Source organism: Thermostichus sp. OS-CIW-31 (genome assembly GCF_054060305.1).
On record NZ_JBSSDA010000003.1, the window covers coordinates 161,160 to 176,181 of the forward strand.

The window sequence follows — 15,022 nt, forward strand, 5'->3', positions numbered from 1 at the left end:
TCTGATGATGCATCTGATGATGTGAGATAGGGAGAGGCTGTCTGAACTGTTGAGTTGTGTCCCTATCGCCACATTTGGCAGGTGAAACTTAGTTGTAGGTTGGGTTGCGGATGTCCTGAATTTTGCAACTATTTCACCGTCAACTCCACGTCCCCCGCACTCCTGAGAATGTTGATCCCCACTCCCCCCGCTTGTAAATAGAGGCCGATGTCCAGGGATCCCTGGCCCACCTGCACATTCTCAAGAATGACATGGGGCAGCCACAGGGGCAGAGTGGGCTTGGTTAAATGTACCCGTTGAGCCAGCCCGTCGATCTCCAGCCCCAGACAAGCCTGCAGCAGCAAAAACACACTGGCCGCCGCCCAAGACTGGGGCAGACAGGCCACCGGATAAAGGGTGGGGCCCTCCCGCTGTCGCCGCCGAAAGCCACAAAACAGCTCCGGCAGCCGCTTCAGCTCCAGAAACTGGCTGGCATCGAACAGCGCTGTCAAAACCCGCACCGCTTCGCCCTTGAAGCCATAGCGAGATAAGCCTGCTGCAATCAAGGCGTTGTCGTGGGGCCAGATGGAGCCGTTGTGGTAGGACATGGGGTTGTAGCGGCCCTCTCCCTCCGGCACCGTGCGGATCCCCCAGCCGCTGAAGAAAGCTGGCTCCAGCAGTTGCCGGGCAATGCGGGCGGCGTGCTCGGGATGGGCGATCCCCGAAAACAGACAGTGGCCCATGTTGGAGCTGCGCACCCGGCAGGGTTGCTTCTGGCCATCCAAAGCCAGGGCATAGCCCCCCAACTCTTCGCACCAGAAGTGATCCCAAAACTGCTGCTGCAGCTTTTCCGCTTGTTGTCGCAACTGGGCTGCTTGCTCTTGCCGCCCCAGCAGCTCGGCCATCTCTGCTGCCAACTGCTTAGCTTCGTAGGCATAGCCCTGCACCTCGCACAGGGCCAAGGGGGGTTCTGCCAGGGATCCGTCCGGGTAGAAGATGGCATCTTCAGAATCTTTCCAGCCCTGGTTGCGCAGGCCCCGCCGCGCCTTGCCGGCATACTCCAAAAAGCCGTCCCCGTCCGCATCCCCGTAAGTGTCCATCCAGTGCAGGGCTGCTTCGATGTTTGGCCAGAGCTGCCGCAACAGCTCTAGATCGCCGCTGCGGCGCACGTAGCGCCCTGCTAGCACCACAAACAAAGGGGTGGAGTCAATGCTGCCGAAATAATTGCCAAAGGGGATCTCGCGCGTCTTGGCCATCTCGCTGGAGCGCTGCTCATGCAGGATCTTGCCAGGCTCGGCATCGCGGCTGGGATCCACCTCCTGGGCCTGGTGGGCCGCCAGATACAGCAGCACCCCCCGCGCCAAGTCTGGAAACCACCAGAGAGTGGCCAGGGCGGTGATCAGGGCGTCGCGCCCGAAGACCGTGGTAAACCAAGGCACCCCCGCATAGGGATAAAGCCCGTAGGGAGTGCGGGTGAGCATCATCAGCAGATCATCCCGTGAGGCGTTGAGCCAATCGTTAAACTGAGCATTGCCGGTGTCGATCCGGTGGGCTTGCGCCCGCAAGGAAGCCCTTTGCTCCCGCTCCGCCTGCAGAGCCTCCTGGTAGGTCAAAGGGGCAATCTCCTCCCCGCCGTAGCTGCAGATCACCCTCAGCTCCAAATCCCGTTCCTCCTGCGGGGCCAAAGGCACCCACCACTGCGCCAGCTTCTCCGACACTAGCTCCGGCGCCGGCAAAAATTGCAACTGGGTTTGCCGCTCCACTCCATCTAAGCCGCGGTAGCGAAGAACCACCCTCTCGGGGGTCACCTGGGCCGGCAGCACTTGACCCCGCTGGGCCCGTCGGATGCCCCGGATCTCAAAAATATCGGCAAAGTCTGCCTCAAAGCGCAGGGTAATCGGCACGCGAAACGAGGCCGAGCCGTAGTTGTGAATGCGAATGCGCTCGTAGGCAACGTTGTTCCACAAAAAAGTAGTCCGTAAAACATGCAGAGTATCTTGACCGATAAACTGCCCCTCTGAGGTGGTGAACTCCGGGTTGGTCAGATCCACCGCCAAAATATCTTTGTCTTCCCGCACCTCTGAGCTGAGCAGCAGGAACTGCTTTCCCTGCAAGTCCAACACCCAGCGGGACAAAAAGCGGGTGTCGTCCCGGAAGAGGCCATGATCCCGGATGCCGAGGGGGCGCATGTTCCCTCGCCGGTCAAAGATGGCAAAGCAGTTGTCATGCTTGAGAACATGAGAGCGTGCCTCCACCCAAGAGGCGCTGGCCCGGATGTAGTACTGATCTTGAATTTGGATGATGTCTTCTGCCATCTCGGTCTTCTCGATCCCTATCCAGCCGGTCTCCTACGCGAACAGCTTACTGCTATCGGTCCACTCAAAGAAGGCGAAGAAGCAGGGGCCCCCCGATGCAGCCCAGCAGCCCTAGCTGCTACTTGGCCCATCTAAGCCTTATTAAGCTGCCTTCTTCGCGACATCTCCTGCCGCTCGTTTACCAGTTGGCGGTAGAGAGCCTCGTAGTCCGACACCATTCTTTCCACGCTGAACCGCTCCTCAAACACCTGCCGCACCCCGGCTCGGCTCAGGGATCCCACCTTCTCCACAGCCTCCACTGCTTCCTCCACCGAGTCGACAATAAAGCCGGAGCGCCTGTCGGCCATTACCTCGGGTACTGAGCCAAAACGGGTGGCAATTACCGGCGTGCCACAGGCCATCGCTTCAATCATCACCAGCCCAAAGGGCTCCGGCCAGCGGATGGGAAACAGCACCGCATAGGCCTTGCCCAAAAACTCGCTTTTCTCTTGGTCGGTGATTTCCCCTATGATCTCCACATTGGGGTGGCGACTGGCCAAAGGCTTAATTTCTAACTCGTAGTACTGGCGATCCACCGCATCGATCTTGATAGCAGCCTTCAGCGGCATCCCTGCCCGCGCCGCAATTTCAATAGCCGTGTCCAGCCCTTTTTCCGGGGAGACCCGGCCCAAAAAGGCCAGGTAGTCCCCCTTTTCTGGATAGAAACGGTGGAGATCCAGGGGCAAGCCGTGGTAGACCGTCCCCACCCAGCGGGCCTGGGGCAGCGGCAGCCGCTGGGCGTTGGAGATGGAGACCACCGGAATGTCCTGAAACTCGGTGTAGAGGGGCTGCAGCTCCGGAATGTCCAGTCGCCCGTGTAGGGTGGCCAAAAAAGAAACCTGCGGGTGGCGACGGGCCAGGGCATAGGGATAGTAGTCGATGTGGCCGTGGATAATGTCAAACTCGTCGGCCATCTGAAAGGCTTTCTCGACCATCAAAACATGAGGAGCCACTGTGTCGATGGCCGTGGGATCCAAACGCAAAGCCCGCTCCCGAAAGGGGATGAGGCGAGCCTGGGTTTGGGAGTCGCCGCTGGCAAACAACGTCACCTCATGCCCCCGCCGCACCAGCTCTTCGGTGAGCCAAGACACAACTCGCTCGGTGCCGCCGTAGAGCTTGGGGGGCACACTCTCATGCAAAGGGGCAATCTGAGCAATGCGCATAGCCATCCTCCACACCGAATCATCACTGCTTAACGAAAACTTCTGCTGGCGCTCCGCCGCCGACCCTTGGGATCCCCTGTTGAGGGCACGCCATTCCTGGCTAGACTGTTCCAGAGTGAGCAGGAAAGGAGTTCAGGCTGCCGCCACCTGCCGGAGAGTTGAAGAGGCTTGAATGAGAACCCCAGCCATCACTTGCTCTTGCCCGCCGCAGCTTAATTTTCCTCCTCAGCGCTGGCTGTGGAGTTGCTTGGGAGCCATGGCCATAACGGCTCTCACAGCTGTTGCCGCTTGGGCGCGGCCAGTGCTGGAAGTACGCATGACCCTGGGTTTGCCCATCAGCCCCAACTACTGGTACATGGTAGCTCTCAGCCGGGCCGGCAGCCCTGGCCCTACCGCCAACTTGGTGGATCCCAACGTCCGTGTGGGGCTCAACGAGTACACCTTTGTGCGGGACTGGGATTACCTCATTCGGGTTACCCCCCTCAACGAAGAGTCGGTCTTGCAAGCCACCATCCAGCGGTTTGGAGAGCCGGAACGAGAGTTTGCCGTCGGCTTTAACCAGGTACGGGTCAATCGCCTCACCCGCGACCGCGATACCCTCAACTTCCAGATCGATATATCCGAGCTGCAGGGCCTTGATGGGCGAGACCAAGATATCCAGGTGGCTCTGCTCACCGCCCGTGCCCCCTTCCGCGTAGCCCCTGAAGAGACCAATCTGGCCATTGATGCCACCCGGGGGGATCTGCCCAATTTCTATCGCCTCAGCCTGTCCAATCAGCGGCAGGTGGTTGTGGACGACCCCCAGCGACAGGAGACGGTGCGCCGCAGCCGCGAATTGATCCAACAAAGTGGCTCCGGGGCTGCCCTCACTCGCGACCTCATTGAGGGCGGGGCTTTGGAGATTTTGGCCGCCAACATCCTCACCTTCGAGCTGCGCCTGGTGGATCGCTAGAGAGGGATCCCTCCCCATCTGACATCTGCCCAAGACCGTTCTTGCAGCCCGGCAGAGCCTCAATCCCTCAATAGTCGTTCCAAGTTGCCGTGAACCGGCCCATTGGCTTCCCTCTACCCTTGGGAGAAAGGCTCGGGGATCTCAAGCGATTGGAAAAACTCCTTCTCCTGGAACGGGTGCAGGATCCAACATCACAAACAAAAACGACTCCAGCCCTGCCAGGTAGGTGAGCACTTCCTCCCGGGCCGCTTCCAGCTCTAACTTGTTGACCTGGGCCGCTTGCTCAATCAAGGCTTTCACTGCCGTTGGCCCCTGCAACAGGGATCCCAGCCAAGCCATCTGAGGGGCTGAGATGGTCAGACGCCCATAGCTGGATCCCGGCCAATTCATAGCAAACTCCAGCTTTTTCTCGTGAGCTTTGGCAAAGTTTTGGCGAAATTCGACGTTGTCGGCCAGGATGGGGTTGAGCTGCACTCTGCCCCCCAGCCAATCGGCGTCGCTCCAGGGCAAGACCAAGGAAGAGCCAGGGTGTTCTGCCCAAAAGTCAATGAGGCGATGGTTGGGGTAGATCAGCTCATAAAAGTGATTCTGGTCGGCAGGCGAGAGTTTGTCCAGCTCGGCTTGCAGCCAGGGGGGCATGGCCCTCTCTTTGAACAAAAGCGCCGGATCCCAGTCGGCATAGTCCACCAAGCAGACAAGGCCCAGATCGGCGTCTGCGAGCATGCGCATCAAGTCGGGAACCAAGAAGCCTTTGTCCCCCGGCAAGAGGTAGTTGGCCCGGATGTTGGTGTTGTCTTTGTAGATCTCAGGGTTCCAGCGCAAGGCAGCTCGCAGTTCGTCTGAGGCCAAACTGGCCATGAATTCCCGTACCCGCTGACAGGCCTCAGGAGTGGGTAGATCAAACAGCCCCAGCAGCCGAAACGCCTCTTGTAGGCGAAAGATCACCTCCCGCTGGTAGGCGTGGTGCAGGTTGGCCCGCAGGATCCCGTCAGGTTTGAGAACCCGCTTGAGGGCTTTTAGCCCCGCCACCGGATCGTCCAGCAGATAGAGCACATCGTTGAGGCTGATGAAATCAAATTCCAGCCCCAACTGTTCGATGTCCAATAGGTTGAGAACATGGAGCTCCACCTCCCCGAAGCCGTGGTAGCGCAAGCGTCGCTCCGTCACCCGTACCGATTCTGCCGACAGGTCGCACACCACCAGCCGCGCCCCTGGATTGGCCTCCGCCAGGATCAACGTTTCCCAGCCAGAGCCGCAGCCGGCATTCAAAATGAGAGCGCCTTCGCTGGGCACAATGGCGCGGGTGCGGGCGTATTGGGCGGTGGTCAAACTTAGGCGGTACAACCCGTCAATGGCGTTGCGGCCCGAGGCCTCAATGGAAACATTGGGGTAGGGCAGTTCTTCGTACAGTTGCCGCAGAGATTCTGTCGAGCTGCTGGCCATAGGGCTCCACACCGCTACCGTGAAGGGATCCGCTGCAGAAAGCTGCCCCCTATCCTACCCGCGATCCCTCCCCCGCAGGAATGCCTCTAAGGCAGCAGCCAGGGTTTCATTCCCCTGCAGATCCAATCCATCCGGCCTCTGGGGTGGGTGGGCGGGATCCCGCAAAAAGTCCCAGGATCCTTGAAAAAACTCCTCTGGCGAGAGAATGCGATGCCAGCCATAGCGCCGCAAACCCTCAACCAGCAACGGTGACTCAGCAAACCCAGAGCGGGTAACACAGGCCATAGGTGTGCGGCTGCGCAGGGCCTCCGCCAAAGTGCCATAGCCCGGCTTGGACACCACCCAGCGGCAGAGGGGCATCACATCCACCGGTCGCCACACCCGCCCATCCAAAACCCGCAAGTTGGGCAAGGGGGGAGCTTCCGGATCAAAGGTGAGAAACTGCCAGTCGGGAAAATCTTGGAGCCGCTCGTAAGGAAACCCCTGCACCCCCAGCCCGCCAAAGGTGAACAAAGCCCTGGGTTGATCCGGGTGTAACCCCAACTGGGCGGCGACCTCTTCTGGTGGGTAGCGGGGATCCGATCCCGTCAGCCCCACCTCCTGCTGACGCGGAAAAGCGCTAGTGCTCCGCACCGCTGACGCGACCATGCTCTCGCTAAAAGGCAGGCGAAATAGAAGGTCGCACTGCCCGTAGAGCTCCTGGATCCAGGCCACAAACGGTTGAAACTCCGGGCCGTATTCTTGGTAGATGAAATCCCAGCCAAAATTACTGGCCATCCAGCAGGGGATCCCAGCAGCCTGGGCAATCGCCGCAGCAATGGGCGGCACATCCGCCAACACCAAAGGCACCCCCTGGGCTCGAATGAAATCCGCTTCTTCTCGAACAAGCTCCGCAGCGCTGGCTTTAAACGCCTTGAGGGCAGCCAACGTAGCCGGCAGATCCGCTTGCAGCCCATCCGGCTGCACCACCCCCACATCCAACGCCCGCGGCCGATGGAGAAACTTCCCCTCCACGTAACGCTCCAGGAGCCAGCGGGGAGCCGGCGTAACAAAGATGGGCAGAACATGGGGATCCCGCCGCAGCAAAGCATTCACCACTGCCACCAGACGGGTAACGTGCCCAAACCCGTGCGCTGTTGCCGCCACATACAGAGGAACGGGATTCATCGCGACCACCTCAAGACAGAACAGGATCCGCGGGGGGCTTTTCCCTATGGGATCCCCACAGGTTACTCGCCAAGATCAAGCCCAGGCCCACCACAGATCCCAGCGCAATCCTCTCGCCCAACAGCACCGCAATCAACCCCAACGACAAAAAAGGCGTCACATACACCCAGTTGGCCAGGGATCCCCGATGGCCCGCCAACTCCAGAGCCCGCAGCCAAAATACAAAAGTCAGGCCCATCTCCGCCAGACCAATGTAAGCCGCCCAACCCAGCCCCGCAACTGTCCAAGAGACCTCCTGAAACGGCAGCAGTAGCAGGCCATAGAGGCTGCCGAAGAGAAACCCCATAAACAGCTTCAGCACCGCATCTCGCCCATCCCGCACATTGAGCAGCCAGTAGAGCGCCCAGATTCCAGAGCTGCCCACCGCCAGCAGGACCCCCCAGGGATCCCCCGCCTGCAAGGTGCCCCAGGATCCCCCCGTAGCCACCAGCACCACCCCCAGCAGGCTCACCCCCAAGGCCAACACCAGCCGCCAACGGAAGCGCTCTCCCAGCAGCGGCACCGCCAGAAGAGCCAGCACCAGCGGCCAAGTGTAATTCAGAGCCATCGCCGCCTGAGCCGACAGACGGTCATAAGCCTGGAACAACACCCCATAGTAGCCGAAGGGGTTGAGCAGCCCCTGAAGGGCCGACAGGCGGATTTGGGATCCCCTCTGCTTGCCGAGGAACCCTGCCCGCCCTGTAACCACCAAAACGATCCCCAGGATCAAGCAAGAGCTCAATGCCGAAAAAATCAGCAAGACCGTCGGCGACAGGTACCGCAACCCAAACTTAAAAGCGCTGGCAGCCGTAGCCCAGCCCAAGATGGCCGCCGCCAAGTAAACATAGGCTCGCCAGGGATCCCTGCCCATCAAAAGCTGTCGAGATGGTGCTCCGCACCGCTACCGCCGTCCTCTGGCTTCGACTTAGCTCCGGTGGGAAGGCCCAGCCGCGGTGCCACCACCCAGGCGTAGAGCAGGTAGCCCAACCCCGCCACCACCGCCCACCTGAGAACAGTGCCGAAAACCCGGAAGAACAGCCCAACCAGAAGAATACAGCCCAGAATGGCGAAGACCGTCACCAGTGGACGCCCCCAAGTCTCAATCCAAGCTCGAACGGCACTTTTCCCCCGAGACGCAACGGATGTTCCCGACTCCCGAGAGGCTGCAGCCGCCTGCTCCAGTTCACGCTCAAGCTGTTTCAGCCGTTCTTGTTCTGAGAAAGAGAGATCGGACATAGAGAGCAGTCTCCAGCGGTGTCACCTCCATCTTACGAGCTGCTCCCGAAGATGGGCAGACTAAGCCCGCGCCGAAGGGATCTCCTGAACCATAGCCCGGAACACATCCAAAGCCGGGCCAGGGCGACGGTTAGGACGCGGAGCCGAGATCTCATTGGGCACAAAAGGCTTCTCCACCACCACCTTGGGCTTGTTGGCAGGAGCAGTTGCTGTAGCCGCAGGAGCAGAGCTGGGAGAAGCCGGTGCAGAACGAAAAGGCCCGGTAACAAAATCCACCAAGCCGCCGAAGAGAATGCCGAAGAAGGAGAACAGGCCGCCGAAAAGCTTCTTGAGGATACCCATAGCTAATTGCAAAGAGATGAGGTGAGAACTTGTCGATGTTGAGAACTTGTCGATGTTATGTCGATGTTGTGAAGTTATACAACTCGACCTTCATTATTGTTAAAAGGTAGCCTCTTGGCCATGAGTAGATATACTCCTTTTCTTAGGCCTGGGGATCCCCCACCCGCCTGCCCTCGGCGTCAAATCGCTGTAGGGGTAGGGTCAACTCCAGCTCTTGCAGCTCCAAAGGTTGAGAGACCCCCCTGCCGCGCCCCAAAGCAAAGCCATCCGCCGCTGCCGGGTTCACGTCATAGCCGATATCTGCCATTGCTTCGATGGTGAGAATGCTTAAGGGGTTGGCTACCCCCCGGTCGATGCGGCTGGTCATCAGCTCGCGGCCCAAGACATTCTCCCGCCAATGGGAATCTCGGGATCCCTCCCCAAACTGGTTCTCCAAGGGCACAGAGGGCGCGTTTCCTCCCAGCGTGGCGAAGGCGCTGACCGCCCTGGGGCCGATGAAGCGGGGATCGTAGCCAGGGGGCGTAGGCTGATCCCGTCCCACCAAGCCCACCGTTAGCCCCTTGGGATCCCAGACGCTGGGCAAAAAGCCCAAGGCATGGCCCAACTCGTGCAGGGCGGTAATGGGCAGATCCCCTCGTTCTTCCAGGGCAGATAGATTTTGACTGTTGAACAGAACTACGGAGTAAAAAGGCAGACCATTAGAGGCCCGTACAAAACAGGGAGCAGCTCCCCCCAAAATTCGCTCGTCGCCGAGATTTCTGGCCCGCACCTCCACCAACAGATCGTCGATGGGGAAATTGAGTGGCGTGCTGGGAAACCCTCGATCGCATTCGTCGGCCCGAATAGTGGTGGGGGGCAGATCCGGCTGGTCGCCAACGATGAGCTGTTGCCAGCGCAGAGCAGCACTGCGGATGATCGACTGCTGGGTAGGAGTGAGACTGTTGTCGGGAAAGCGAACGTCAATGGTGAACTGGGAAGCAGGCGCAGTCGTTGGCGAGGGCAAAGGGGCAGGAATGACAGTCGGAGTAGGGGTGAGAACAACAGTTGGAGTAGAGGTGGGAATGAGGGTTGGAATGGGAGTGGGAATGACACCTACAGAAGAGGAACCACCACTTCCCCCGCAGGCCTTGAGCGCCAGTACCAGAAGCACAGCCACCAGGGATCCAAGCAGACGCAGACCCCATACTTTCCCCAGAAGCTGTCGCTGCCCCGAAAAAACCTTCACACCACCCCCAAATGCAAAGAGCCTCACGGCCCAGTTGGATCATACCGGCTGCAACCATCCTCCCGAGCATGATTTGCGTCACACCGCACCGGTCAACTTCAAGGCCGGGAAGAGGTGGGTTTGGAGGTCTATATCTTCAGGTCGGAAGCCCTCAATCTAACAATCCAAAGAGTCAGAAGATCCTTCTTCTTCTATGCCCCAGCCCGCAGCCAAAACATCCACCGCCGCCCGCAGCGCCTGGTTATCCCCCAAGAGCTCCTCGGGATCCGAACGCGGCTCCACCAGGGGAACCAAGCGCAGAATACGTCCGTCCTGAACCAAGTCGATAACCACGCCCGGCTGCTCCTTGCCCAGGTTGGCAATCTCTTCTTCGGAAGCGGGATCCCGCAGACAGGCATAGTCAAAGCTGTTCACATTTAAGTAGAGGCTACGGTTTACCACCAGTGTGGCAGCAGTGGGATCCTGAAAAACATCCACCACGCAGCCTTCCCCCTGCTTCCGTACCGAGCCATCGACGATATCAAAGTAGCGAACACGGGCCAAATCGGATAGCAGTCGGTAAATATCTCGCTTATTGACCAGAGTTCCCGTATTCACAATACAGGGGGCACAGGGATGAGTGTCTGTCATAGAGCAGTCGGTCTCGAAAGGTCAATAGATTGAGAGTAGGCAAAAGGAAAGCAACATCAACAGTGTCTGCAAACTATCTCCGAAAACATCAGTCCTCGGCAATTCTAGGCGCGGTTATGGTTGACAAGCAACAGGGATCCGTAACTTTACAAAAACTTTAATCAGCTAAAAAAGAGAGAAGTAGCCTGCCCTGCTTTATCCAGTTAACCCAGTGCAACAACAGAACAACTCGCTCCATTCCGCCTACCCAGGGCTCAGACTGCTCTCAAGGCAAAATCAATCCATAGCTTTGCTTCTATCGACTTTATCACAGCCTTCCAAAAAGGGCACAGGCCACTACAAGGTGCAATCTCCAGACAAAAGGGACAGAGGCTGCCCGGCAGGATTCTACCTGCATCTTGTGGGAAGGCAAGTAGCTGAGCAGCTTTAGACTCTAGATATTGTAGATGAACCCCGAACAGACCGTCTTCGATTCAGAACTCTCCCCTTGGCTTCTTAGGAAGGATAGCATAGGACACCAAGCCCGCTGCCTAGAAATAGCGTTGACTCTTCGCCGGAGACGACTTTTGCCGTGGTAACCACTCCCCAACGCCAGACTCTGCCGGTTGTCGATTTTGCCGCCTTTCAGAAAGGAACGGCAGGTGAGCGGGAGCAGTTTGTCCGCCAGGTGGGGGAAGCCCTGCAGCAGATTGGCTTTTTTGCCTTGGTTAACCATGGCCTATCGCCGGAATTGATCCGGGAAGCCTATGAAGCCGCAGAAGCCGTTTTTCTTTTGCCAGAGCCAACCAAGAGAGCCTATGAGGATCCGGCGCTGCTGGGGCAACGAGGGTACACCCACTTCGGCAAAGAACATGCCAAAAATCACCCCTACCCTGACTTGAAAGAGTTTTGGCACATCGGGCGCGAAGGGGATCCCCACCTTCCTGCCAACATCTGGCCTCGGGAGGTGCCCCAATTTCGCAGGGTGATGGTAGAGCTGTTCGCCCAACTGGAAACCTGTGCCCAGGGCCTGTTGCAGGCGGTCTCTCTGTATCTGGGGGAGCCTGCCGAATACCTGCCCAAAGCGGCGGAAGGAGGAGCCAATCTCTTGCGGGTGATTCACTATCCGCCCCTTCCCGCTGAAGCCCCTCCCCAGAGTTTACGAGCTGCAGCCCATGAAGACATCAACTTGATTACGCTCTTGTGTGAAGCCACCGCGCCAGGGCTAGAACTTCTGCAACGAGATGGATCTTGGCTGCCCATTTCGGCCCTCCCTGGTCAGATCATTGTCGATGCTGGGGATATGCTGCAAAACCTCACCAATGGCCTGCTGCGCAGCACCACCCATCGGGTGACCAACCCCGACAACCCTCAAGAATGCCGCTTTTCCATTCCCTTCTTTGTGCATCCGCGGCCAGAGGTGGATCTCACGCCCTTGCCGACTTGTGTGGCCCGCACCGGCGGGATCCCTCGGTTTCCTTCCCTGACTGCCGGAGAATACTTGGCCCAGCGGTTGAGGGAAATCGGCCTGGCCGAGGCAGGATCCCCGCCCCAGCATTGATCCCAACTGTGGGTCTCTATGGTTCGGATCCCGGCCTTGCCCTACGAGTATGAAGTTCCCGGCCTGTCTCAGTTGGCCCTGGTGATCATCGATATGCAGCGAGATTTCCTGGAACCAGGCGGCTTTGGGGAGATGCTGGGCAACGATGTCACCCAACTGGGATCCATTGTGCCCACCCTGAAGGGGCTGCTGGACTTTTTTCGTCAGAAGGGCCTAACCATCATCCACACCCTGGAGGGTCACCAGCCAGATCTCTCCGATTGCCCGCCCAGCAAGCGCAAACGCGGCAAGGGATCCCTGACCATTGGGGACGAAGGCCCTATGGGGCGGATTTTGATTCGGGGAGAGCCGGGCAACGCCATCATCCCTGAGCTTGCCCCGATTGCGGGAGAGATCGTCATTCCCAAACCCGGCAAGGGGGCTTTCTACGCCACCGAGCTGCAAGCAATCTTGCAAAAGCGCGGCATCACCCACCTGCTGTTCACCGGGGTAACCACAGAAGTCTGCGTGCAAACCACAATGCGCGAGGCCAATGACCGCGGCTATGAGTGCCTGCTGGTGGAAGATTGCACCGCCAGCTACTTCCCAGAGTTCAAGCAAGCCACCCTGGGGATGATCCGGGCGCAAGGGGGCATCATCGGCTGGACGAGTTCTGCTCAGAACATCCAAAAAGCGTTATCGGGTTTACAGTGAGTGTGAATAACCCAACAAGCGTGAGGCTGAACCGATGACACTGGCTCAGGAGGCAACTGCCCAAGTCCCCGCCTTTTGCGAAGGGATCCAGTACTTCGGGGATCCTTGGCCAGAATTCGACCGCCTGGGTCAGGCCCCTGCAGTGGATGCCGGCACCGGGAAACTGAGGGATCCCGGCAGTCGTATGGCCGCCTACCAAACCTTGCTCTATGCCGATGCCTTGCGCTACCTCACCCTGCAAATGACCGCCAGCAAAGCCTCAGGCCATCCGGGCGGATTTGCCAGCCAAGCAGAAGCCTATGCAGCTCTGGTGTACCTGGGCCAGAAGAACATCCCCACCGAAGTTGGGCACCACGCGCCGGGCTTTTACGCGGCCATGTTTTTGGATGGATCCCTGGCCGAGATGGGCATCCACACCGTCGCCGACCTGCGGGCCCGTTTTCGAGAACGGGAAGGGCTGTTGGGTCACCTCTCTGGCTACATTCCCGGACTGCTGGCGCCGGCTGGGCCGCTGGGGCAGGGGCAGCACTTTGCCATGGCGGGGGCATTACTCTACCCGGATCGCCTCTTCCCGGTCACGATTGGGGATGGCGGCCTGGGAGAGCCCTATGTGATGAGCTCCATGATTCACTTTCACACCGCTTTCCCCCAGCGCACCAACTTCCTGCCGGTACTGGTTTGGAATGGCTACAGCCAAGAGCACCACAGCATGATCTCCACCGCCAGCAACGCCCAGATGATCGAGTATTGGCGGGGCAACGGCTTTGAGGAAGTGGTGTTGGTGGATGCCAAGGACTTTGACGATGCCCAACAGCCTGGCCCTTACGTCGACAGCACTCAGTTTTCCCTAGAAGCCCGCCTTGCCTTTGCCCAAAGGGTGCTGATCGAAATGGAGCGAGCCATCCAATCAGCCCTGAGCGGACAACTGACCGTTTTCATCCTCAAACAACTGAAGGGAGCCGGGGTACATGCCAAGGGATCCAAGTCCCACAACCTCTACGGCCACCACACTCTGGATCACCCGGACATTGTGGCGGCTCTGCGGGCGCGGGCCTTACATCCGGCAGCTTGGGCCCTGGTGCGACAAAACTGCCAACGGGCAGCCGGGGGGCCAGCCGCCAAGGTGGCGGTTACAGAGTTCGTTCGGCCCCTTCCACCTCTGGGATCCCTAAACCTAACGGAGTTTCCCCTAGGGGACAAGCAGGTTTCCACCACGGCCATCGGATCCCTGGTGGTGCAGGTGGGGCAGAAAGATCCCGACTTTTTGGTGGCCAATGCCGACGGCAACGAAGCTTCCGGCATTGCCAATGTGAACCAAGGTCTCAAGGTGATTCACCCCACGGTGGATCCCTTATACAACCAACAGCCCCAAGGACAAGTCTATGAGCCCCTGAGCGAAGATGCCTGCGCGGGGCTAACGGCGGGCCTAGCCCTCTTCGGCGGGCGCTCCCTGTGGTGCTCCTACGAGTCCTTTGCCGTCAACGGCCTACCCATCTGGCAGACAGTAACCCAAGCCATGGCAGAGCTACGCCGGCCCACCCCCTCGGCCATTGCCCTCTTCACTGCCGGCGCTTTGGAACAGGGGCGCAACGGCTGGACCCACCAACGCCCGGAAATTGAGGCCTACCTGGCGGCCATGATGCGCAACGGCAACATCTTTCCCCTCTTCCCGCCGGATGCCAACTGTGCCCAAGCTGCCTACGAATGGGCCCTATCCACCTGCAACAAAGGGATCCCTATCATCGCCAGCAAAACCCCCCTGCCCATCCGCACCACCCTCGAACAAGCCCGCCAAGCAGTAGAGCAGGGCTGCATCGTCCTTCAGGAACTTCCTGGATCCCGCACCGTGGTCTTTGCCGTGGTGGGGGATATGGTTCTCCTGCCCGTGTTCGAGGCGGCTGAACAGCTCCAAGCCCAAGGGATCGGCTGCAAAATCGTCTCGGTGATTAACCCCCGCCGTCTGTATCGCCCCGGCGACGTGGCTTGGTCCACCTGTGCCCAGCCAGATGGGGAATTCATGTCCGACCAAGAATTTGCCGCTTGGTTTGCCGGCGAGGCCCTCATCGGCGTAACAGGCGGGGCCAGCCTGATGTTGGAGCCTCTGACATTGCGCTACACTGGCCCGCGCGACATTTTTGCCTGGAAACGCGGGGAAACCACCGCCACCCCCGCCGAATTGATGGACTACAACGGCCTGACAGCCCAAGCACTAGCAGAACGAGCCAAGCAACTGCTATGCTGAGGGCGAGCTTTTAGCTT

13 protein-coding genes are annotated in these 15,022 nt (G+C 59.2%); 4 read left to right on the plus strand and 9 right to left on the minus strand.

The window, feature by feature from the left end; translation table 11 throughout:
* Window positions 1-128: 128 nt before the first annotated feature.
* On the minus strand, window positions 129-2,294 hold the full coding sequence (locus ACVWY9_RS03310; protein WP_457387498.1) for an amylo-alpha-1,6-glucosidase: 2,166 nt from the start codon (window positions 2,292-2,294) through the stop codon (window positions 129-131).
* A gap of 131 nt (window positions 2,295-2,425) precedes the next feature.
* Entirely contained in the window at window positions 2,426-3,496 is a 1,071-nt protein-coding gene (locus ACVWY9_RS03315; protein WP_414350481.1) for a glycosyltransferase family 4 protein, read from the minus strand.
* A gap of 256 nt (window positions 3,497-3,752) precedes the next feature.
* On the opposite strand from ACVWY9_RS03315, the gene ACVWY9_RS03320 reads away from it, so the two are divergent.
* Window positions 3,753-4,448 carry a hypothetical protein gene (locus tag ACVWY9_RS03320; RefSeq protein ID WP_041436270.1) on the plus strand — a complete coding sequence of 232 codons (696 nt, stop codon included), beginning with the start codon at window positions 3,753-3,755 and terminating at the stop codon, window positions 4,446-4,448.
* Window positions 4,449-4,589: 141 nt separating this feature from the next.
* On the opposite strand, the gene ACVWY9_RS03325 is transcribed toward ACVWY9_RS03320, so the two are convergent.
* The 7 genes from ACVWY9_RS03325 to ACVWY9_RS03355 all read right to left on the minus strand — a co-directional run bounded on the left by ACVWY9_RS03325 (window position 4,590) and on the right by ACVWY9_RS03355 (window position 10,530).
* On the minus strand, window positions 4,590-5,891 hold the full coding sequence (locus ACVWY9_RS03325) for a class I SAM-dependent methyltransferase (RefSeq protein WP_457387499.1): 1,302 nt from the start codon (window positions 5,889-5,891) through the stop codon (window positions 4,590-4,592).
* 54 nt (window positions 5,892-5,945) lie between these two features.
* Complete coding sequence (locus tag ACVWY9_RS03330; RefSeq protein WP_457387500.1) at window positions 5,946-7,058, minus strand: glycosyl transferase; 1,113 nt, start codon at window positions 7,056-7,058, stop codon at window positions 5,946-5,948.
* Between the two features lie 10 nt (window positions 7,059-7,068).
* Entirely contained in the window at window positions 7,069-7,968 is a 900-nt protein-coding gene (locus ACVWY9_RS03335) for a DMT family transporter (protein WP_457387501.1), read from the minus strand.
* The gene (locus tag ACVWY9_RS03340) at window positions 7,968-8,333 is read right to left on the minus strand and encodes a hypothetical protein (RefSeq protein WP_011432431.1); all 366 of its coding nucleotides are present in this window, start codon (window positions 8,331-8,333) and stop codon (window positions 7,968-7,970) included. Before ACVWY9_RS03340 ends, ACVWY9_RS03335 begins: the two co-directional genes overlap by 1 nt.
* Before the next feature lie 60 nt (window positions 8,334-8,393).
* Complete coding sequence (locus ACVWY9_RS03345) at window positions 8,394-8,675, minus strand: hypothetical protein (RefSeq protein WP_011432432.1); 282 nt, start codon at window positions 8,673-8,675, stop codon at window positions 8,394-8,396.
* A 142-nt stretch (window positions 8,676-8,817) separates the two neighbouring features.
* A complete protein-coding gene (locus ACVWY9_RS03350) occupies window positions 8,818-9,900 on the minus strand; it encodes a leishmanolysin-related zinc metalloendopeptidase (protein ID WP_457387502.1) in 1,083 nt (360 codons plus the stop codon).
* Window positions 9,901-10,056: 156 nt separating this feature from the next.
* Window positions 10,057-10,530: a hypothetical protein gene (locus ACVWY9_RS03355; protein WP_457384155.1), complete on the minus strand. Its 474-nt coding sequence runs from the start codon at window positions 10,528-10,530 to the stop codon at window positions 10,057-10,059.
* 571 nt (window positions 10,531-11,101) lie between these two features.
* On the opposite strand from ACVWY9_RS03355, the gene ACVWY9_RS03360 reads away from it, so the two are divergent.
* From ACVWY9_RS03360 to ACVWY9_RS03370, 3 genes are read left to right on the plus strand one after another with little or no spacing between them, the layout of a single operon-like run.
* A complete protein-coding gene (locus tag ACVWY9_RS03360) occupies window positions 11,102-12,070 on the plus strand; it encodes an isopenicillin N synthase family dioxygenase (protein ID WP_457387503.1) in 969 nt (322 codons plus the stop codon).
* 18 nt (window positions 12,071-12,088) lie between these two features.
* Window positions 12,089-12,763 carry a cysteine hydrolase family protein gene (locus ACVWY9_RS03365; RefSeq protein WP_457387504.1) on the plus strand — a complete coding sequence of 225 codons (675 nt, stop codon included), beginning with the start codon at window positions 12,089-12,091 and terminating at the stop codon, window positions 12,761-12,763.
* Between the two features lie 34 nt (window positions 12,764-12,797).
* Window positions 12,798-15,005, plus strand: coding sequence for a phosphoketolase family protein (locus ACVWY9_RS03370; protein ID WP_457387505.1), 2,208 nt, complete (start codon window positions 12,798-12,800; stop codon window positions 15,003-15,005).
* Window positions 15,006-15,022 lie beyond the last annotated feature (17 nt).

Bases quoted from the DNA above. Each gene is read 5' to 3' on its own strand.
- ACVWY9_RS03310 (WP_457387498.1), bottom strand. From the start codon at position 2,294: ATGGCAGAAGACATCATCCAAATTCAAGATCAGTACTACATCCGGGCC.
- ACVWY9_RS03315 (WP_414350481.1), bottom strand. From the start codon at position 3,496: ATGCGCATTGCTCAGATTGCCCCTTTGCATGAGAGTGTGCCCCCCAAG.
- ACVWY9_RS03320 (WP_041436270.1), top strand. From the start codon at position 3,753: ATGGCCATAACGGCTCTCACAGCTGTTGCCGCTTGGGCGCGGCCAGTG.
- ACVWY9_RS03325 (WP_457387499.1), bottom strand. From the start codon at position 5,891: ATGGCCAGCAGCTCGACAGAATCTCTGCGGCAACTGTACGAAGAACTG.
- ACVWY9_RS03330 (WP_457387500.1), bottom strand. From the start codon at position 7,058: ATGAATCCCGTTCCTCTGTATGTGGCGGCAACAGCGCACGGGTTTGGG.
- ACVWY9_RS03335 (WP_457387501.1), bottom strand. From the start codon at position 7,968: ATGGGCAGGGATCCCTGGCGAGCCTATGTTTACTTGGCGGCGGCCATC.
- ACVWY9_RS03340 (WP_011432431.1), bottom strand. From the start codon at position 8,333: ATGTCCGATCTCTCTTTCTCAGAACAAGAACGGCTGAAACAGCTTGAG.
- ACVWY9_RS03345 (WP_011432432.1), bottom strand. From the start codon at position 8,675: ATGGGTATCCTCAAGAAGCTTTTCGGCGGCCTGTTCTCCTTCTTCGGC.
- ACVWY9_RS03355 (WP_457384155.1), bottom strand. From the start codon at position 10,530: ATGACAGACACTCATCCCTGTGCCCCCTGTATTGTGAATACGGGAACT.
- ACVWY9_RS03365 (WP_457387504.1), top strand. From the start codon at position 12,089: ATGGTTCGGATCCCGGCCTTGCCCTACGAGTATGAAGTTCCCGGCCTG.
- ACVWY9_RS03370 (WP_457387505.1), top strand. From the start codon at position 12,798: ATGACACTGGCTCAGGAGGCAACTGCCCAAGTCCCCGCCTTTTGCGAA.